The organism is Microbulbifer maximicatervae (SeqCode), assembly GCF_052467305.1.
On sequence record NZ_CP174306.1, the window covers coordinates 3,300,244 to 3,320,524 of the forward strand.

Genomic DNA, 20,281 nt, shown 5'->3' on the forward strand with positions numbered 1-20,281 from the left:
GTTAAGCAACCCTCGATATAGCAGGCATATTAAAACGTATTCGTTTAAGGTGCCTTTTCCTATCCTTTATTCCAGTTCTTGCGTGAAGGTATCGTCGATTATCCAACAACAATATCTGATTATTATTCAACCTAACCTTAAACATATTATGTGGCAACGATATTTTTAGCTCCAGCTCACGTAAAGCATCAAGCTCATCTGAAGAGCAATACTCACGCTCGATAATATCATACCTGTATCTGAAACCATGGCTCTCATCAATTAAGGATGCCTCTATAAACTCAGACGACTTGCGAAACTCTTCAGGAACACGCAGTTTAAACTTACTACTTGAAAGCACCTGGAAAGTTTTATCGGAGAGGCTCTCGATTATCCTGTCGGCACAGACAAGAATATTTTCTCCGCCTCCATGCATATCAGCGTGCACAACGAACAGACCAAAGTAGCCAGGCATCTCCGATTCAAAAGCACCGTCATTGTGCAAGAAGAATTCTCTATCACTATGAGATATAGCCAATGCCTCATCGCCTGTCTCACCACCAATTCTCACATCCCAAACCGTTCGCCCCATAGAATCATGCTCATGTACCAACCCAATGGTATTGACAATATCCTCCATCACTTCAGCAGAATCATCAGAAAATTTGAGATGGATAAGCGCAATCCCCTTTTTAAACAGGGCTATCTTATAACTTTCATACTCTATGTCCGAACAGGACCCAAGTTCAAAGCAGCAGTAACTTGGGACTCTAAGTGGCATGGCATGCGATGAAAAATAGAGTGACGACATTTTCAGCTCCCTTGATGAACAATTCCTTTACGATTCCCACAATATGAACTTCTACCCACAAGATAAAAGGAGCAATCTTTATGCCAAATATCACATATGTACCAAACTCATACGTCTCCAACTTTAGTCCCTGATGGCGTTTAAAGCTCTTTTACATCGAGAAAGTAAGTGTCCCCGTGGAAACTCTCTGAATCGTCTATCACAAAGTAACCCAGGCCACCCTAATTAGCCCCCTGTTTTCACAAAACAGCAACAATCGCCGGTTCAGGCCAAGATAACCTACCTCCAAGCAGATAAAATTTATCGTAGTACGGTAAAACACAGCGAAATAGCTCTCTAGTCATGACCATTTAATAAAACCACAACAAATACCCCTTAAAAAAGAAAAGAAAGAATCGCAAGATAAGAGCCAATATCGGGGACAAGCATGCCCTATTAACTCCCCAATCAGGTGGAATAATAAAAAGTCAGGCACTAACAATAAAATATATAAAGTGGATAAAGGTACCACCTATCAGGACCAATTCTGCTTTCGAGCCAAGCCGAGGGGAAAAGTATGGAAGATTTAAAGACACGGGAGCCATTTAAATGCCGTTACCAAACAGCCCCCAAAGAAATATCTAAACAAACCCTACCTGATGGCAGCCATATAAAGTTGAGTGCCACAACTAAAGTACTCGTCAATTATTCAGAGACACGCAGACGCATACGTCTATTAAATGGGGAGGCCCAAATAAGCATTTGTAAAGAGGTAACCTGGCCATTTATAGTAGAATCACGACAAGCATTGATCCGTACACATAAAGCCACTTTCAATATTGACCAGCGATATGGAGTAACAGAAGTCACTGTTCTCAAAGGGAATATCACTGTCAGCCCAATAAAACAAAATAAAAATCGCGCCGAAATAAAGAAAGGGGAGATGCTCAAAGTAACTGAGCACAACACCGGTGCAATCAAAGATTTTGAGGTTTCCAGCTATAAGGATTGGGGAAGTGGATTTACAAAGGCTGATAACATCAGATTAACAGAACTCCTAATATCGCTAAATCGCTTTACAAATACCCCACTTGTGACGAGAGACCAGAACACTAGTAGACTACTTGTTAGTGGGTTTTATGACCTGAATCATATAGAAGATACCGTCCTCTGTCTGAGCAAATCTTATAACCTGAAAGTCACAAAAGAAGAGTCTCACACAGTGCTAGAGCTGCTTCCAGAATAATAACCTAGCTTGTTAAATGCCAACAAAAGTGGGCTTGTGTACCTAACAATAAAGATAAAACAGTACTTTTCTGTAATTCTACCAGCAAATACGGTCAATCTTAGGGGCTCAGTATTACTAAAAATACGTAATTTGCTAGCCTAGTACCCTCAGCTGGCAAGGGGTACCAGGAATTCTCTTTCTGGTCCAGAGACTCCGAACCTTGCCAGCCTTTTTTATCACTTTGACTCAAAGTAAGTGACAGTAGAACCTGTGAAGAGGCTGTAAATCCTACTCAACCGTGTCCTTATCTTCTTGCCTCAAATAACCAGCCGCATTTCCATCTTGAGCTAATTGTCCCTGTTCTGTCATTGGCAGAGCACGACTTTGCTGATTAATAGCATGAATATTCGAAGTGTTTTCCAAGTCTCTGCTACTTGTAATGGAGGCAATAGACTCTCTATCTTTCAAGAAACTAATTACGTCATCCCTGATTTCAGATAGGTCGCGTTCAGACTTATGCATTTCAAGTATATGCCTTGGATACTCCAAGTTTCTCATGCCAGATGCGGCAAATGTACTTGAAACAATCCTGGTTACTATCACCCAAGGCGTAATCGAACTTCTGACTAGTACATTTTCAGAACGAGTACTGTCATGTATTCCAGTGCCCGTTGAGATCTTAGATTCAGTGAATGTCCCTTCGCATTTAAAATACACCAATAGTGATTCAAACTGCATCTCAGCAAAGAAGATATGTGCCGCATTGACCAACAAGCGAGCAAATGCATTAAGAATAAATCCTATCAATAGCAGGTGAATTAGCGTCATACAGAGAGCGCCGCCTGCTGAAATATACTGTTCTAGCAGAGCTAAGCGGCGAGCTTCCTCGTCTAAGGCGCCAAACTCCTGTTTAATGGCTGTAAAAGATTCCGGCTGAAAGAAGTGAATAACATCAATCAAAGAGTATGCCAGCCAAATAGCTAGCGCCGTAACAACGATATAAAGCGCATTACCTGTGAAAAGACTAATATCGCGAATCAGCCTGAATCTATCACCCAAATCAACAGGACGAACCGTAGGTTGTACTTCCTGGATCATTTCCCCATTGAATGAACCTTTACCATCCACTTGCTCTTCAAGTTTTGGATCAAGCTCTCTGTAAATACGATTGGGCACTTCCTTATAACGACAATTTGCCATCACAAGGTTATCCAAGTTTATAAAGATTTCCTTCGGGTGAACCGATTCCTGCCAGTTATCCCTTAACTCGGAAACCTCAGTGACCGGGTTTGCAATTTCGCTTCTAAAGCGCAGCATATAGACAACAGCGAAACTACAAGCAGCGCCTACAAATATAACCCCAAGAATATACAAGAACGGGCTAAAGCTCGGTAAAGCCTCAGTCAATACACCGGACACACTGATTATTTCATCTAGGGAAGTACTACCTTCCCCCTTAAAAGCCTCAACGCCTAAACTTAACCCCAATCTTAGCAACAGAGGCACCACAATCGAGAATAATATCGTTTTTGCAATACTTCCCCCCGTAAGGCTCGCTACACTTTTCTGGGCTTCCCGTGAAATACCTTTACTCGCAGAGTGCCATACAATCAATGTATAAAGTAAAGCGATGGCAGAGTACATCGGGAATAGCTTTTCTCCCATATCACCAGCAAAACCACTGAGACAAATAAAAGCGACAATGACATAAGAGAGCAAGACCGTTAATGTACTTACCCATGCGCCAAACTGTGCCTGAGCCATATTTCGAATGGGGTATGGCATATAAAGCAATTTAGGGAAGATACTGTGTAATACCCGAGCCAAGAAGCCCTTAGGCTCTAGAAAGGTTGGATTCTTACGGCCAACTAACATCTCTTCTAAGCCGGAAGCGGTATAAGCCACTTCATTCTTCTCTTCTGATGCCGTACTCGTTTCAGATTTAGAATGGTTGAAAGCTAATGATACCGGATGATTTCGACCGACAAAGAAGCGCAATAAAGCCAAAATACCGCCTGATAGAGCCCTTATACCGCTGACCAGCAGGATTGCCCCCACTACGACAAGCACCCAACCACTTACGGGTCCGACTTCACTTGGCCAGCAGCGATAAACATCAAGATAAGGGCAACAATGAACTGAACTCCCCCCCTAATTGCAGTAACCCGGCCTTCTTTCTTAAAAGGGTTCTTCAGGCCCAAATCAATCGAGCCGTAATCAAACGCCATAGAGTATCCCCTTAGTACTGGTACTTATGCCTAAAGCCTTAATCTGCTAAAAGAAGATGTACTTCTCAACTCAATGCAGCTTAAGGCTTTCCTGACTATTTTTATTCACTCTCTATAAAGATACTTACTATGCACTGGCAAGCTAATTGCAGCCCTCTATATGTTGCATGTATTTCTGTATAACTGGGTATTCTTGAAGGCTTGGAAAAAGAGATAAAGGCGGCACGCATATGGCCTGCACAACGCCTAGCCGATAAGTTACCTATACCTGTTCCCAGGCCAGGACATAGAATCGAGTTAATTCTCTCCGGAGAGTTTGATCGGTTAAATAGCTGCAAAGAGTTTAAGATTGCTCGAAAAGCGTAATATGCATTTAGCGTATTGGAAACATCTTCCGGCACGCGCATAGTTGGAGATGATATTAAATATGGCCAATTTTCATGGGAGGTAGGTACTACTACTGCTGATCCTACCGGAAGTTCGCGATGAAAGTCAGATTTAATCCGTTCTTGCACCCGATCCTCTACTTTAAACCAAGCCTATCCCTAATTGGCAGACCCAACCCACCATCCATAATTCCGAAGCTATTGGCAGGGCTAACCATTGCGTCAGCTGGCTTGGAAAAGACATCACCCTCGAAAACGCCTACAATTTCAATATCTTCAAATACTTGACTCCAAGCTTTCACAAGCTGCTTGGATTTATCAATAAAATAGATTTTTTTCTGGCAGCATAGGTATCTCGACCTTCAAAAGAAAAGAAACTTGTAGCAATATATAATCAACAGTATCTACAAATTCACAATTCCCTCACCTGATAATCAACTGTAAAATCCTTTACCCATGTAATTCCAGAGCCACTCATAACTTCATTCCCAAGCTCTATATCGGCAATAAATAGACCTTGGGGGATTAAACCATTTCGAACTGCGTAATTCAGTAATTCCAAACCAGGAATAGTGGCAATCATGGAAGGTTGCTTGACCCTAAATGATACATACACCCAATTATTATCATTTACTCCTGACATATCCTTCCAATTCTTATGGTACCAAACCTCCCATACTGCATCATTAATCGATACCTCACTATGTTTTATCCCCGCAGGATTAAAATGTCCGTCAGTAAAATATGTCCAAATCATAATTTCAGCAGCTATTACTGACCGATTTGGTTCACGCCCCCTATAAGCTTCAGAAGTTAACCACATCGTCGTAGCCGTATTATAATTTCCACTCGACTTACTTTCTGTATGATGTGAAATATCAAGATTCGCCAGACTGGATATCTTTAAGGGGAATGTATCATCAAACTTAGGTTCCGGCGCCCAGGGGGAAGATCCTATTTTTATTTGTGGCTGGGAGTAAATTACCCGTCGACCCAAAGGCCAAGACCATGACCAACCAAATTGTAACTTCCCCTCTACCAGTCGTTTCTCCAAGCATTGGGACCAAGGGTCATCTTCTGCAGCATATTTATTCCAGACGTTATTAGTCAAGATACCCAGCTTGGTAGGTACATTGTGAAAATCTTCACAGCTGATAGTTGTAGTTTCTGGCTTTACCCAACCAGAATCATTATCAACTTTAGTAACACAAGAAGCAGTCATAACAATAAAAAAGCACAATAAAAATCTCAAAACTCCACTTCCCAGTAAGTTACAAAATAGCATTATAACTCTTAAACTACTCAACTCTTAATTCTTGATAAAAAAACAAGATATTTATCATCCAATATTAGCTCCAACATTCATATTTGCGGCAACTGGTACATAACGTATATTGTCCAGCTATAATAGAGAAAAACAGTATACGTTTATATACTTATTCTTGCCTAACTCCAATTTTGAAAACCCGTTCCACTCATGAAGAAATTGATTCTCATCTTCGGCGGCCACCGAAGGCCTTGTTTGCCACATCTCGCTGCTGAGCCGGTTTATAAAGACCGTAAACAAGTAGGAATTTGACAGACACTCACTAGGCATAACCCGAATAGCAAAGCGCAGAAGCTGGCAACCGCTCCCGCTATCGATAATAACCCGATCTTGAGACTTCTAAACACCGACACATCAAGCTAACCGGGAATGACCCTACATGCTCTTGTATCAATGCGTACTTTACTCTTGGTGGTTCGCAAAGTACGCAGCTATAGATTCAATTGATCATTGCAACACCCCTGTAGGAATATGGCCTATCGGGGGATCATTGAATGAAGTGCATATTTACAGCAGAAGAAAAAGAGTGGATTTTCAACGCTTGGAAAAAGGGCATTGGCTTTAGTGAAATTGCCAATGCCATAGATTCTAAGCCAGGAACCATTTTTACTGTTTTGAGAGATACTGGCGGAATTAAACCAATACCCAGAAAGCCATCTCCTCAACACCTCACATTAGCCGAACGCGAGGAAATACGTGCAGGTCTTTCTGCAAAACAAAGTATTCGATCAATCGCTCGCTCCTTGAATCGGAATCCATCTACAATCTCGCGTGAGATTCAGAGAAATCGGGGGCGACGATACTATAAAGCTGTAGATGCAAACAACCGTGCAAAACGGATGGCAAGGCGCCCCAAGCCGTATTTGCTTGAGCAAAACCCGGGGCTAAAGAAGCTTGTTTTGGAAAAATTAGAGTTGAAGTGGTCTCCAGAGCAGATATCGGGCTGGTTATGGAAGACACATCAGGCTGATGAATCAATACAGATATCAGCAGAGACTATCTATAAAACACTGTACTTCCGTGAGCGTTCAGCACTTCATCATAAGCTAGTAGAGCATTTGCGTCGATCTCACAGTCTTCGTCACAGCAAACAACATTCACGTAAAGGCGAGCGCGGTACTATCAACATCGTCAACGGTACATCGATAAGGGAGCGTCTTTAGGAGATACAAGAACGATGTGTTTTAGGTCATTGGGAGGGTGACTTAGTGTCAGGTTTAAATAACACTCATATCGCCACGCTTGTGGATCGAAAATCAAGGTATACGATCATTCTTAAATTGAAAGGGAAAGATGCGATTTCTGTGAACCAGGCGCTTGTTGCTAGGTTTAAAAAACTGCCAAAAGAGCTTCGCCAATCACTGACATGGGACCGAGGAATGGAGCTGGCAAAGCACGCTGAATTTACGGAAAAGACAGGTGTTCCTGTCTTCTTCTGCGATCCTCAGAGCCCTTGGCAAAGGGGAACGAATGAAAATACCAACAGCTTAATCAGTCAGTACTCTCGAAAAAAGACATGCTTGGCACAGCATACTCAGAGGAAACTCAATCAAGTTGCTAACGAGCTTAATAGCAGGCCAAGAAAAACACTGAACTTTGCGACACCAAAGCAGGTTATTAAAAAGGGTGTTGCCTTGACAGGTTGAACCTAAAGCTGCCTTTTTTAGAAACTCAACCTCCTGACGAGCTTCATGCAGTCCCTTCTTGAGCTTTCGAACTTCAGCGCTTTCCTGTTTGGAATAGTCGACACCGTCTAAACTATTGAACTGCTTATCAGACAGTCGATTAAATTGGCGACGCCAGTTGTAGATCTACTGTGCGCTGACGCCTAGCTCTCGCGCCACAGAAGCCGTTGTTACTCCAGGCTTTTCCGCTCCCTTAACTGCTTCTCTACGGAACTCCTCCGTATACGCCTGAGTTCTTTTCTTACCCATGATACACCTCCGTGTTAGGCCTAAACCTAGCTATGCAGGGTGTCTACTAAATGCGGGTAAGTCTTACACATAACGCCCACAGCGTAGGCTGTCCCCCGGAGGTCCGAAGGGCCAAAGTAGCGTGCCTGTGATTGTTAAGAATTATTGGTACCATGTTCCTGATTCCAACAAAAGCACACAAATAAGTAGTTACCAAATAGGATGTATATTCTCATAATTGTAAACCCCACGTGATCTATAGCGCTACCACCAAATTTGGAATACACCAAAAATACCAAAAATGAAGCTAAGAACGAGGTGTTCAGAATGACAGTACAAATAAAGCGCGCAGCACCAAACCTACTCCCTTGCCTTGGGCAGAGAAATGCAAATGGAAACCATGCAAATTTCTTAGCATGAAATACATTCATTATTTTAATAAACTCACTCAAAACTCGCTCTTTCGATTATGGCTCTTAACGTTTTTAGCAACGGCCGAAATGTAGCGGCGTAGCTGCGAAATGGAGGTCCAGCCCAGGTAGTGGGCGTTGTTGCCTTGCTTTGTTATGTGATTGCTTAGTCAGTGGCGTCATAACTTTCATCGTGATTATCTGATGAACCTTCGCGGCTAGAGCTGCTTAGGAAGCCGGGAGAGTCTTGATACGCCTTAGATAGATCCTCTTCATCGTAGTCTAACTCGTTAGACTTCTCCGGTGCGGGCTCATAGAATGGAAAGATTATGGTAGGTAGGACTACCCCAACCCCAATTAGTATTAATTGAATTCTCCAACGGATTTCCTCTCCGTCTAGGAACTGAATGAGAATATCAGACAAACCACCAATTAAGGAAAGGCTTGATATCAGGAAACAGAGTATTTGGACTTGCCTCTTCATTCGATATCTCTACTCACATAACGCCCCGTCTGTGTTTTATACACATCATTTAAGCCCATTTAAAGCCTCTGCTGCTTCAATATAATGGAGCAGTTTGGTATATCCCTGCCAAACAGTTTTAACCCCTGGTTCGCCATCACCTTTACGTCCTAGAAATCCCCCTAGGCCTGCCAACATACGCGTTATATCTCTCATGCTTGGAGGTATATTCGGTGGGGAACTTTTATCTCGCATCATCCATACCATGCGCCATTCTTTTTCAGAGTAAGCACTCGTACATGGTTCATCAGGAAGACTTCTTGCTTGTGTAGTTATCGAATGTAGTCGCCATCCAATAATCATATAGATCGCAATACAGTTCAACATTCGCTGCTCTGTTCTAAAACGATTACTTTCTATCTGGCATCCGCCTTTTACCACCCGAAAATAGGTTTCAATTTCCCACCGGCTTCGATACCACTCAATGATAACTCTCGCCTGCTTAAAGTCTTCAACTGGAAGATCAGTTAACAGCATCCACTCAATGCCTTTTTCACCCTCTGGTGGGGTTAATTCTTTAGCCAATACAGCATAGAGAGAAAGTGGTCGTTTAGATCTTCCTTTTCCTAGCAACCGTATCTCAGTAGTGGATACGTTGACCTTGGCTTTTCTTCCAGGCTCTCCATTCCGTTTGGGAATATCTACCGTGTATAGACCGACAGATTTCTGCTCATTCATATGATCCCAAAGCAAAACCGTTTCTTCTCCATCGAGCTCTAAAGTGCGATTGGCCTTAGCTCGAACGATATAGCTCGCCCGCCGCTGTTCACTTTGCTCTTCAGCCAGCTGAAACCACTCATGAATATCACCCTCTCTATCAGCAATACTCACAATTGTGCTTTCAGGGCAGTGCTCTTGTATCTGACAAGCCGTTTCGTAATGGTCTAGCCAGCGTCGACTCTCCTTATCCTTTATCGACTTGGTATAGCGGGAATTAGAACTTGATTCCTTATCTCTCTGCCACATACTACCTTCAACAACACCCAAATTAACTCTGGATGGTGTTATCGCGATGGAGGTGTGCAAGAGTTGTTGGTTGGTCTCTTTACGCCTAAGTGTTCCCATCTCTTTACTTTCTAGGTCAGTGGCAAAATTTAGAAAGGTAGTATCTTGTGGGATAAGAACAACAGGCTGCACTTTGATTCTCTCAAGAGTTGCCGATTTATGACCGCTCATAATAGAGTCAAAGTTGACTTTATCATTTTCTATAAAGCGATAAGCTGCAAACGTTTCTGCCCAAGTTTTGTTTGCACAAGGAATGCTATTGTTTGGGTCTGAACTTAAATTACTGAGAATATTAGACAAGCGCTTATTCAAGCGTGTATCACCCATAACCTGATTTTTTACTTCGTCCATGACCCAGTCCTGCATAATTATCCAGCCAAATCTGTAGTTCTTACTGGGCTAAACTGTAACTTATTGATTTACATAATAAAACTTAAAAAACTTGTGTATAAAACTTAGCGCCCCGTTAAGCGGCAGACCCGAGCTATGCTTTTGAGCACAGCTCGGGTCTGTCCGACTTCAACGGTTTGTTATGTATTATTTCCCAAAAATATATGCCTGCCTATCTCCACCACCAATAGATATTAGTTCCCATTCATTACTGATAACTTCAGCAAATGTAAAATTCTTAACATTTGTGGGATCGCTTATTTGAACACATTCTTCCGCATCCCCAGAATAAATCCACGTGTGCCAGACTGCACATACCATTTTATCTTCATAATCCAATGCAACTAGTGATTCCAGCGTGTTAAGTCTTATGTTTTGATCATTACTTTCAGCTACTAAATAAGAAAAATTTTCATTTACTTCAGCAGCAATCGCCTTTTCTCCTGATACAAATATATTAGGAACCTCTATTATTTCTGCAGCAGACAAATGTGTAGAAATAATAGAGAGAACCAAACCAATACATTTACTATATTTCATTGCACTATTCCCATTCATTGTTATCCCAATCTCCTTCACCCCAAACAACAGCTTGAGGACCACTTTCATTATCATCTTTATCGTTGCCGTTTGACCCGCCACAAGAACATAAAAAAGTGAGCATTAATAAAATATATAATTGTTTCAAGTTTCCTCCTTAATGCTGGTCTTGCCCACAAAAAAGTAGACACTCTAATTATGCGTATTTTCGCTCATACTCTGCTGGGCTTACATAGCCCAATGCAGAGTGCCGACGAACCCTATTGTAGAAAATCTCAATGTATTCAAACACCCCAGATTTTGCTTGCTCTTCACTTTCGAATGTTCCGGCATAGACCAGCTCGACTTTTAACTTGCTAATGAATGATTCCATTGCCGCATTATCCCAACAGTTAGCCTGGTGACTCATACTCGGCTTGCACTTACTTTCGGACAAGAGATCCTGGTATTTCTGCGATCGATATTGCACCCCCCTGTCAGAGTGAACTATCAGTTCGGGCTTTATTGCTCGTCGCTCCAGACCCATTTTCAGTGCTCCACGTGTCAATTCATTGGTCATCTGGGAATCGAATGTCCAACCTACAATACGTCGAGAGTACAGATCCTTAACTACCGCGATGCACAACCACCGCTCCAGAACCCAAATATACGTAATGTCACTTGTCCAGCGGCAATTTGGTCGATCCACATCAAAGCAACGCTTAAGTAAGCTGGCGAAGACATTAATGCTCCCCTCTACGGGCTGACTATATCGAAAGCCATTGCCGTTTCTCGCTTTAATATGCTCCTGTTGTATAAGCGTAGCGACGTAGTTCCGCAAGACTTTTGATGGCTTTGTTATGCATTTTTTTGCAAGCACGAGTGTGCTTTTGATAATTTTGAGTTTCTTTGTAGAGTGCCAGTTATCAATAGTCCAAACAAAGAAGAATACCCCTAGCATTGTATATAAAGTATTTGGATCTTCTGCTCGCACCCAATTTAAGTACGGAAATTTATCTAGCAATAGAGGCAATGAAAACAACCAAATACCTAGTAGCAATGCTACCCATCTCGATATTTGATGTTTCCTGTCCATTTTCTTAACCAATTCTTCTGTCTCTTCAATACCTATAATTATCTAGTATGCAGTAGTGGTAGGACAGCCGGTTACCCTAACTGCCCCCACGCAGATCCGGACGTGCGGAACTACCGCATCCGGCTCTTCAGTAATATATTCGCTCGTGTAAAGCACGAACCCTAATACCAGTCCACAAGTATACTGCGTTTGTATACTCGCGGTGGCTTTAGCCCAAAATATCCCAGCATTTCCTTTAGACCATTCCAGTTGTAACTCTTGCGCTGACTCCGCCGGTTGAGCCATTTGTGTATGCTGTGTAAAACATAGCTGTACAAACGGGACAAGCTTCGACTGTTGTCTGGTAGACCGAAGTAGTTCTGGAACCCCTGTAGCTTGCGCTTCAGTGTGGGCAGCCATTCTCTCAGACGCTCACTGCGCTTGGCTTTGATCCAGTGGTAGAGCGCTTCCATTGCGCCCTTCTGTTTCTGTGCGGCAGTCCGGCGCCTGAGCCTGGGGCGTTTGTTGACGTCCAAGCTCCAGTAGAACTCAAAACCCAGAAACTGGAACTGCCGTTTTCGGCCCGGATGGAAGCGGCTAAAGCGCTTCAGGTGCGTTTTCTCGGGGGCTAACTGCAGGCCAAACTTGTTCAGCCGTTGCGGTAGTACCCGGTAAAAGCGCTCTGCATCCGTTTTCAATTGGAAAGCCACTACATAATCATCGGCGTACCGGATTAGCATGGCTCTGCCACGCATACGCGGCTTAACTTTCTTCTCGAACCACAAATCCAGGACGTAGTGCAGATAGATGTTCGCCAGTACCGGACTGACCACACCTCCTTGCGGGGTGCCTGCTGCCGCTTTACTGAACTTACCATCTGGAGTTTGCACGCGTACTTTCAGCCACTGCTTAATCAGTGTCAGCAGGGCTTTGTCGTCGATACGAAGGGCTAGCATCCGCAGTAACCAGTCGTGATCCAGCTGATCAAAGAAGCCTTTAATATCGGCTTCAACGATGTAGCCGTAGCCTTTGAATTGCAGATTTAAGCCAAGACTGTGTACGGCTTGGTGGGCGCTTTTCCTGGGACGGTAACCGTAGCTGAAGGGCAGAAAATCCTGCTCCCAGATACTTTGCAGTAGCTGCGCTACGCTCTGCTGCACCAGTTTGTCTTCCACCGTAGGCAGCCCCAGTGGGCGCTGCTTGCCGTTGCCTTTGGGAATCAATACCCGCTTAATCGCCTGGGTGCGGTAGCGTTTGTCACACAGCCGTTGATGTAGGCATTGAATATTTTGCGGCAGTCTTTGCCGGTAAACTTCGGTAGTTACTCCGTCGATACCGGGGCGGGCCTGCTTATTGAGCTGGCCCCAGCTTTGATACAGCAGGTTGGAATTTAGCAGTCCGTATAAATTCTGAAACCTGTGTCTGGGGTGGCTCTGTGCTTTAAATGCGATGGCGTGCAAGGCGGTTGTCATAGTGTCTCCAGCCCTACTTTGTCCGGACTATGTTTCTGTTGCACACCGATATTACTGTCAGCCCCTTCGCCATGTAAGCGGCTTTCCCGCTCTCGGACTACTATGAGCTGATCCGACTTCCGAGTGGTCTTCATTGGTTTCGCCATTAGGCTTAACGTCTCTACCTGCTCCTTCAGGAACCTGCTCGGATCTCTCAAGTTCTCAATACTTCTCTTTCTACATGCCACGGCTTAATAACCCCGCCGATCCGCAACAACCTTACCATTACGGTTGCATTGCCTGGACTTCGATGGCGTTACACATCTCGTCAATCGGAGCTCACTTTATTATCGGAGCGATACCAGCACTTCAGGATCACGATAATCCCTATGGCCTATAGAATTCTCTGTGTACGCTTCACATAGTTTGTTCACAGTTGAAAAAAAAGATAATTATATTTTCTTTCCCTTCTGTTCCGCCCTACGCGCAACACTCGATACAGGTGGCTGGTTAGGCCTTACCCGACAGGGACTTCCACCCTGCAAGAAGCATCAAGCTTAGCTTGACGCACTAACGCCGCCAACACAGGCAGCTGAAGCGTAGCGTAAGCTGTCCAGTGCAATCGCTTTTTTGCATTGCACGATTGTGCTTGGCTTTGTTATGTTTTTATTTGATCGAAGTACCATTTTGCCTGCTTCCACTCCATATCTTGCTCCATGTGATAATCAAACTGACGAGGATAGTACTTATGTTCAAGAATAAACTGAAGATGCTCATGTGCAATATCTGGATTATATACTCGCCAGACATACCTACGAGTACCATTCCAGGTTTCGCGAACTAGAAATAGAGCATTGCCTCCTGCTTTTATCTCTTCATCTAATTTGTCGCAAAAAGGATCGACAATATCTCTTTCCTGTTGCGATGGCATACCTTTTTCAATTAGATCTTCGAAATCGATAATTAACGATAGGTGCCAACTAAAAATCTTCTTGGGTTCAAATTCCTTTAATGCCGAATTAAGCATAGCTATGCAAGGAAGCTCATCCTGAGTCCATTCTAGTAGGCCAAACTCCTCTTCGGGAATTATGCCCCTTACTTCTTCTGGCTCTTTTTCCTTCTTGCCAAAGAATGATTTAAGCATCCGATCTCTCTTTAAACATAACAGTTAATTCAAAAGAAGCGTCTTTATATCACCCTTCTATATAATTCTACTCACTTCTTTCAAGACAACCTCAAAAATCCAATAATATCAAAAAGTTAAGAAATTTGGCATATTTCTCTACAGGTAGATATATAGCAGGCGCTATATATCTACCTGCTTTTTCTGCTCTTTATAACATTACCAACCCTATTAAAATCAAAGAGATAGATCGTCACCTCCAGAAATAGGAGAAGCTTCTCTTGAATTCTGATATTGACAGCAGGACAAAAGAGCAAATACTGTATATAAAAACAGTCTAAGGGCAATATCATGGACGACATTCGCCACAAAATCCCAGGTAAGCCTGAACGATTTATGGACAATCTGCGATTTCATATTCGAAAGCAGGGACTATCGTACCGAACAGAGCAAACTTACACCCATTGGGTTAAACGTTTCATTCATTTCAATAAAAAGAAGCACTCTGCCGATATGGGATCTGTTGAGATTGAGACGTTTCTCTCTCACCTTGCAGTTCAGGGCCTTTGCTCAGCAAATACACAGCGAATAGCTCTGAACGCTTTGATATATCTGTACAAGAGATTCTTAGGTAGGGATATTCAGGCTCTGGACTTTAAACTGGCAAAACAACAGAAGTACTTGCCTGTGGTTTATAGCCGTAGAGAAATATCAGCAATTTTGGATCACCTTGAAGGCACCTACAGATTACAGGTTGAGCTAATGTACGGTAGCGGCCTTCGCAGCGCCGAACTGCTTTCTTTGCGTATAAAGGATATAGACTTCGACAGCAATAATATTTTTGTTCGAGGTGGTAAGGGGGATAAGGATCGCACTACGATATTACCTAACGGGTTAATTGTGCAGTTACATAGGCAGGTGGAGACTGTTTCCCTATTACACCAACAAGATCTTTTGGCTGGTTTTGGTTCGGTTTATTTACCTAACGCTTTGGAAAGAAAGTATCCAAGTGCAAGCCGACAACTCGCTTGACAATACCTTTTCCCTTCCAGCACCATCGGCCAATGTCCTCGCTCCGGTGAAAACAGAAGGCACCATATGCACGCAACAACTTTAGCGCGCCAGGTTCGTATAGCTGTCAAGCTAGCAGGAGTCAACAAACCGGCTCGCTGCCACGCATTTCGCCATAGCTTTGCGACTCACTTGCTCGAAGCGGGTTATGACTTGCGTACGATTCAGGAACTGCTAGGGCATTCAGATGTTAGTACTACTGAAATTTATACCCATGTCGTAAACCGGGGAAATAAAGGCGTTTTAAGCCCCTCAGATCGACTGCGCAACATTAATAAAATTGAGGAGGATGGAGCTAACTATTTTGTTGGGAGTAAAGTTGGGGAAGTACAGGGGCTTAGCTTATTGGCTGCATCTTAGTAGTGCGGAGACCGGATACCGGCTTTCGCCGGTATCTAATAGAAAAAAGCCGATCGAATTATCCCGGTGTTACATCGCCATTCTGCGCACGGTGGCGCAGTGCGTGATCGATCAGAACCAGGGCCATCATGGCCTCGGCGATAGGCGTTGCTCGAATACCAACACAGGGGTCGTGGCGGCCTTTGGTAACGACTTCAATGGGATTGCCGGAGCGGTCAACGCTGCGGCCGGGAATACGCAAACTGGAAGTCGGCTTCAGGGCGATATGGGCAATGATATCCTGGCCACTAGAAATACCACCCAACACACCACCGGCATTATTCGACAGGAACCCTTCTTCCGGAGTGATTTCATCTCGGTGCTCAGTGCCCTTCTGCTCCACGCTGTCAAAGCCAGCTCCAACTTCCACGCCTTTTACCGCGTTAATACTCATTAAGCCGTGGGCCAGATCTGCATCCAGGCGATCAAAAATAGGTTCACCCAGTCCGGCTGGGACGCCGCTGGCGTGTACTGAGATACGCGCACCAATGGAGTTCCCCTCTTTGATCAGCTCCTGCATATAGGTCTCCATTTCGGGGACCCGATCGGCATCCGGGCTAAAGAAGGGGTTTTGTTCTACCTGGTCCCAATCCAGTTTTTGTACTTTTATCGGGCCCAATTGTGAGAGATAACCGCGCACTTCAATGCCGTATTTTTGTTTTAGCCATTTTTTGGCGATGGCCCCGGCGGCAACCCGCATGGCAGTTTCACGGGCGGAGGATCGGCCACCCCCACGGTAGTCGCGGATGCCGTATTTTTGCCAATAGGTGAAATCGGCATGGGCTGGCCTTACCTGTTCAGCGATATTGCTGTAGTCCTTGGAGCGCTGGTCAGTATTTTCAATTAACAAACCAATAGGCGTGCCGGTGGTTTTTCCCTCGAAAACACCGGAAAGGATTTTTACCTGGTCGGGCTCGCGGCGCTGGGTGGTATAGCGGGAAGTGCCCGGCTTGCGGCGGTCCAGCTCTCGCTGAATTTCTTCTTCACTAATCTCCAGACCCGGAGGGCATCCATCGACGATACAGCCGAGCGCGGGGCCGTGGCTTTCGCCAAAGGTGGTGACACAAAACAGCTTGCCAAAGGTATTGCCCGACATAGACGACTTTTCCAGCTAGTAGGTGGTAAAACAGGATGGCCCACAATAGGGGCGCGCATTATAAATGATCTGCCCGCCCCAGTGCGCAGACTGGGGCAAAAAGCACAAGTGTCCGCAGAACCGGGCTTGTACCCATAACCCGGCAACCGAGATTGCCGGGGAGGCAAAAGGAATTATTCCTTTTCGAAGTAGGGTTGGTAGGCGAGCAGTTCTTCCCGGCTGATGGCAAAAACACCGTGGCCACCATCCTCAAACTCGGGCCACATAAACGGCACCTCCGGGAAGGCTTTTTCCAGGGCTTCCCAGCTATTGCCCACTTCGCAGATCAACAGGCCGTCGGGCTGTAAGTGGTTGGCAGCCTCGCGCAGCAGGCGGCGGGTAAAATCGAGACCGTCATCGCCAGAGCCCAGGGCTATATCCGGCTCAGCGTGGTATTCCTTGGGCATTTCGGCCAGATCGCGGGCATCGACATAGGGCGGGTTGCACACGATCAACTCGTAACTCATTCCGTGCAGGCCGGAAAATAGATCCGACTGCACTGCGCGCACGCGTTCGTTTAACTCGTGACGATTGATATTGATCTGTGCAACTTCGATCGCGTCCTCGGAAATATCGCTCACATCGACACGCGCTTCCGGGAAGGCCTCGGCACAGGCGATACCGATACAACCGCTACCACAACAGAGGTCCAGAATCGCTAGGGGCTCAACATTGAGCCAGGGCTGGAAGTTGTGGCGAATCATCTCGCCAATCGGTGAACGGGGTACCAGTACCCGCTCGTCCACATAAAATGTCATATCGCAGAAGTGCGCTTCCTTGGTCAGGTAGGCCGCCGGTACCCGCTCGCTAAAGCGCCGCTCCAGGATAGTGAGTACGTCGCGGCGCTCCTCCATGGTCAAACGGGCCTGGAGTATCTCCGGCTTACTGTAAGGGGGGAGATGCAGGGCGTGGGTTACCAGTAAAACGGCCTCGTCCCAGGCGTTGTCGGTGCCATGGCCGTAGTAGAGGTCGGCCTCATTGAATCGGCTGGTCCCCCAGCGGATATAGTCCAAAACCGTGGTCAGTTCGTGGAGGCTTGTTTCACGCCTTTCTATCATCAATCTATCCTTAAGTGCTTTGTATCTCGTCGGGGCCCACTATCACTAGCAGGTGCCCTCTGTTGTTGCTGCAGAGGGGCCAATCAATGCCCGGGGAGTGTAGTTTGCTCACACCAAATAAGCGACGAGTAAGGTTAAGTGGCCATTTTACAGCTGCTACCTAATGGCCCTAAGCCATTTTTCCGCCCAACTTCCTCTGCCCTGCTAACAAAACAGCCTTCGCCAGTGGTCGTCAAATAACAGCTAACAGGCTCCTGGGGCCGCGTGGATCTTTACTCTCGGGTTACAAACGCTTAGGGTAGCGCACCCGCCCTTCGGGCTGAGATGTTGGAAAGAGCAGCATGAACGAACATTACGCGCGAATTATTGAAGCAATCGGCGAAGATCCGCAACGCCCTGGGCTCAAAGACACCCCGGAGCGCGCCGCCAAAGCCATGGAATACCTGACACGCGGCTATAAACAGACCGTGGAAGATGTAGTCAACGACGCGCTCTTCCCGTCCGACTGCAGCGAAATGGTGCTAGTTAAGGATATCGAACTCTACTCCCTGTGTGAGCACCACCTGCTGCCGTTTATCGGCCGCGCCCACGTAGCCTATATTCCCAATGGCAAGGTCGTTGGCCTGTCCAAGGTAGCACGCATTGTGGATATGTTTGCGCGCCGCCTGCAGATCCAGGAGCAGCTGACCGTAGAGATCGCCGAGACCCTGCAAAACGTTACCGGTGCTGCCGGTGTCGGCGTGATCATCGAAGCCAAGCATATGTGCATGATGATGCGCGGTGTGGAAAAACAGAACTCTGTGATGAAGACTTCGGCTATGCTCGGTACTTTCCGCAGCAACCAGGCCACCCGCAACGAGTTCCTCTCCCTGCTGCGCCAGTAAACGCCACAGGTACCCAGCGGCCGCCAGGGCCGCTTTGACCGAGGAGTGACCGCTATGCCTCACCTGATCATAGAGTATGCGAAAAATCTGGAAGAGAAGATTTCTGTCGCTGCACTGGTCAGCTCGGCTCAGGAGGCGATGCACCGTTCCGGTTTGTTCGCCTCCCACAATATCAAGACCCGCGCCAAGTCCTACGATCAGTTTATTGCTGGGGACAATGGCAACAGCTTTATCCACGCAGAGATCCGCTTGCTTGAAGGGCGCTCTACGCGGGAAAGGGAGGCATTAAGCTCGGCGGTTTTTAACAGCCTGTGCCAATTTGCCGAGGGAGTTCCCGCAGTCTCGGTAGAGGTGCGGGAGATGGATGCCAGCTGCTATTCCAAGCGGGTTCCCTTCTAAGCGGTCTCACCGCGCAAAAAAGGCCCAAACCACTCTGCAATCGCCCGGGCACCACTCTCCTCCAGATGTAAGTGGTGGCTTCCTGGAATCTCACGTGCCTCAATACCCGGAAACTCTTGCAGTACAGGGCGCAGGCGCTTGAGCATATCTGCAATACCATCTTCAGCGAGAACCAGCTGCACCGGCATCTTCAATCGGGATAAGTAAGCTTTAATCTGTGGCTCATTGAGCTTGGCTGTGGAAGCCGCCATCAGCCGGGGGTCATTACTCCACATATAACCTCCCTCCACTTCCCGGGTGCCTCGCTCGGTCAATACCTGCGCAGCCCACTCAGTTAGCGGAAACATACCATTCTTGCGCGCTTCGACAGCCTCTTCGAAGGTACCGTAAACCCGCAGCTTGCGCGTGCCATAACGGGCTCTCTGGGCAATGGCCTTGGCCAGGTTCTCCGGAGCTTTTTCATCTTCGGTGGAGGGGGGCACAAGGCCATCGATCAGTGCTAGGCGCTTTACCCGATCGGGAAAAGCACCAGCGGTTATCACCCCGGCGATAGCACCTCGGGAGTGCGCCACAATGGAGAACTTGCGCCAGCCGAGCGCGTGCACCGCCCCCAAAATATCTTCCGCCTCTTCCCAGATGTTGTAGTTGGCATCGAGTGAGCGGTGATAGCTGCGTCCGTGGCCCGGCATATCTATCGCTACCAGATTAATTCCGCTCAGCAGGGGAGCCAGCCGACTGAAGGTGGCACAGTTATCCAACCAGCCGTGAAGAGCAATTACCGGCTCTCCCTCCGGATCGCCCCACTGGCGTGCAGCAATCGACTTGTGATCAAACTCAAGGGTGATTTCACGGGGAGTGATTTGATTTATCGCCAAAGTGATATCCACCGGATAGTGACTAAAACAGGTGGTGAAATGGTGCGGCCCACCAACAACATCCGCAATGACAGTTGTGATCAGCGCAATAGGGATTTACTGGCAGACACGAC

20 protein-coding genes and 2 pseudogenes are annotated in these 20,281 nt (G+C 46.0%); 5 read left to right on the top strand and 17 right to left on the bottom strand.

Annotated elements, in window-relative coordinates:
• Position 1 precedes the first annotated feature (1 nt).
• Positions 2-790 carry a TauD/TfdA family dioxygenase gene (locus ACJJI4_RS14470; RefSeq protein ID WP_282933761.1) on the bottom strand — a complete coding sequence of 263 codons (789 nt, stop codon included), beginning with the start codon at positions 788-790 and terminating at the stop codon, positions 2-4.
• Between the two features lie 556 nt (positions 791-1,346).
• On the opposite strand from ACJJI4_RS14470, the gene ACJJI4_RS14475 reads away from it, so the two are divergent.
• Positions 1,347-2,015, top strand: a complete 669-nt coding sequence (locus ACJJI4_RS14475) for a FecR family protein (protein WP_444925606.1) — start codon at positions 1,347-1,349, stop codon at positions 2,013-2,015.
• A gap of 270 nt (positions 2,016-2,285) precedes the next feature.
• Here the strand turns inward: ACJJI4_RS14475 and ACJJI4_RS14480 are convergent, their stop codons facing one another.
• From ACJJI4_RS14480 to ACJJI4_RS14495, 4 genes are all read right to left on the bottom strand, one after another.
• Positions 2,286-4,055: a hypothetical protein gene (locus ACJJI4_RS14480; RefSeq protein ID WP_444925607.1), complete on the bottom strand. Its 1,770-nt coding sequence runs from the start codon at positions 4,053-4,055 to the stop codon at positions 2,286-2,288.
• 20 nt (positions 4,056-4,075) lie between these two features.
• The gene (locus ACJJI4_RS14485) at positions 4,076-4,225 is read right to left on the bottom strand and encodes a hypothetical protein (RefSeq protein WP_444925608.1); all 150 of its coding nucleotides are present in this window, start codon (positions 4,223-4,225) and stop codon (positions 4,076-4,078) included.
• Positions 4,226-4,326: 101 nt separating this feature from the next.
• Complete coding sequence (locus tag ACJJI4_RS14490; protein WP_444925609.1) at positions 4,327-4,740, bottom strand: macro domain-containing protein; 414 nt, start codon at positions 4,738-4,740, stop codon at positions 4,327-4,329.
• 283 nt (positions 4,741-5,023) lie between these two features.
• Entirely contained in the window at positions 5,024-5,917 is an 894-nt protein-coding gene (locus ACJJI4_RS14495; RefSeq protein ID WP_444925610.1) for a GH12 family glycosyl hydrolase domain-containing protein, read from the bottom strand.
• A 515-nt stretch (positions 5,918-6,432) separates the two neighbouring features.
• On the opposite strand from ACJJI4_RS14495, the pseudogene ACJJI4_RS14500 reads away from it, so the two are divergent.
• A pseudogene (locus ACJJI4_RS14500) lies at positions 6,433-7,584 on the top strand (IS30 family transposase).
• A gap of 165 nt (positions 7,585-7,749) precedes the next feature.
• Here ACJJI4_RS14500 and ACJJI4_RS14505 read toward each other — a convergent pair.
• The 9 genes from ACJJI4_RS14505 to ACJJI4_RS14545 all read right to left on the bottom strand — a co-directional run bounded on the left by ACJJI4_RS14505 (position 7,750) and on the right by ACJJI4_RS14545 (position 14,368).
• On the bottom strand, positions 7,750-7,872 hold the full coding sequence (locus tag ACJJI4_RS14505; protein WP_444925611.1) for a transposase: 123 nt from the start codon (positions 7,870-7,872) through the stop codon (positions 7,750-7,752).
• A gap of 555 nt (positions 7,873-8,427) precedes the next feature.
• Positions 8,428-8,745: a hypothetical protein gene (locus ACJJI4_RS14510; RefSeq protein ID WP_444925612.1), complete on the bottom strand. Its 318-nt coding sequence runs from the start codon at positions 8,743-8,745 to the stop codon at positions 8,428-8,430.
• Between the two features lie 45 nt (positions 8,746-8,790).
• On the bottom strand, positions 8,791-10,155 hold the full coding sequence (locus ACJJI4_RS14515) for an IS4 family transposase (RefSeq protein WP_444895875.1): 1,365 nt from the start codon (positions 10,153-10,155) through the stop codon (positions 8,791-8,793).
• A 171-nt stretch (positions 10,156-10,326) separates the two neighbouring features.
• Positions 10,327-10,719 carry a hypothetical protein gene (locus ACJJI4_RS14520; RefSeq protein WP_444925613.1) on the bottom strand — a complete coding sequence of 131 codons (393 nt, stop codon included), beginning with the start codon at positions 10,717-10,719 and terminating at the stop codon, positions 10,327-10,329.
• Between the two features lie 4 nt (positions 10,720-10,723).
• Entirely contained in the window at positions 10,724-10,867 is a 144-nt protein-coding gene (locus ACJJI4_RS14525) for a hypothetical protein (protein ID WP_444925614.1), read from the bottom strand.
• A gap of 48 nt (positions 10,868-10,915) precedes the next feature.
• Positions 10,916-11,539, bottom strand: coding sequence for an IS3 family transposase (locus ACJJI4_RS14530; RefSeq protein ID WP_444925615.1), 624 nt, complete (start codon positions 11,537-11,539; stop codon positions 10,916-10,918).
• 416 nt (positions 11,540-11,955) lie between these two features.
• Positions 11,956-13,245 carry a group II intron reverse transcriptase/maturase gene (gene ltrA, locus ACJJI4_RS14535; RefSeq protein ID WP_444925282.1) on the bottom strand — a complete coding sequence of 430 codons (1,290 nt, stop codon included), beginning with the start codon at positions 13,243-13,245 and terminating at the stop codon, positions 11,956-11,958.
• Positions 13,242-13,379 (bottom strand): hypothetical protein, encoded by a 138-nt coding sequence (locus ACJJI4_RS14540; protein ID WP_444925616.1) that lies wholly within the window; start codon positions 13,377-13,379, stop codon positions 13,242-13,244. Before ACJJI4_RS14540 ends, ltrA begins: the two co-directional genes overlap by 4 nt.
• Before the next feature lie 503 nt (positions 13,380-13,882).
• The gene (locus tag ACJJI4_RS14545) at positions 13,883-14,368 is read right to left on the bottom strand and encodes a DUF695 domain-containing protein (protein WP_444925617.1); all 486 of its coding nucleotides are present in this window, start codon (positions 14,366-14,368) and stop codon (positions 13,883-13,885) included.
• 375 nt (positions 14,369-14,743) lie between these two features.
• On the opposite strand from ACJJI4_RS14545, the pseudogene ACJJI4_RS14550 reads away from it, so the two are divergent.
• Positions 14,744-15,778: pseudogene (locus tag ACJJI4_RS14550) on the top strand (integron integrase).
• A 58-nt stretch (positions 15,779-15,836) separates the two neighbouring features.
• Here ACJJI4_RS14550 and aroC read toward each other — a convergent pair.
• Together aroC and prmB are read right to left on the bottom strand one after the other, a co-directional pair.
• A complete protein-coding gene (gene aroC / locus ACJJI4_RS14555) occupies positions 15,837-16,913 on the bottom strand; it encodes a chorismate synthase (protein WP_444925618.1) in 1,077 nt (358 codons plus the stop codon).
• A gap of 173 nt (positions 16,914-17,086) precedes the next feature.
• Positions 17,087-18,010 carry a 50S ribosomal protein L3 N(5)-glutamine methyltransferase gene (prmB, locus tag ACJJI4_RS14560; RefSeq protein ID WP_444907556.1) on the bottom strand — a complete coding sequence of 308 codons (924 nt, stop codon included), beginning with the start codon at positions 18,008-18,010 and terminating at the stop codon, positions 17,087-17,089.
• A gap of 341 nt (positions 18,011-18,351) precedes the next feature.
• Between prmB and folE the strand changes: the two genes are divergently transcribed.
• Both folE and ACJJI4_RS14570 read left to right on the top strand, forming a co-directional pair.
• Positions 18,352-18,894, top strand: a complete 543-nt coding sequence (gene folE / locus ACJJI4_RS14565) for a GTP cyclohydrolase I FolE (RefSeq protein WP_282933775.1) — start codon at positions 18,352-18,354, stop codon at positions 18,892-18,894.
• 54 nt (positions 18,895-18,948) lie between these two features.
• A complete protein-coding gene (locus ACJJI4_RS14570) occupies positions 18,949-19,293 on the top strand; it encodes a 5-carboxymethyl-2-hydroxymuconate Delta-isomerase (RefSeq protein WP_282933776.1) in 345 nt (114 codons plus the stop codon).
• Here ACJJI4_RS14570 and ACJJI4_RS14575 read toward each other — a convergent pair.
• The gene (locus ACJJI4_RS14575) at positions 19,290-20,168 is read right to left on the bottom strand and encodes an alpha/beta fold hydrolase (RefSeq protein WP_413662950.1); all 879 of its coding nucleotides are present in this window, start codon (positions 20,166-20,168) and stop codon (positions 19,290-19,292) included. The genes ACJJI4_RS14570 and ACJJI4_RS14575 overlap by 4 nt on opposite strands.
• Positions 20,169-20,281: the final 113 nt, after the last annotated feature.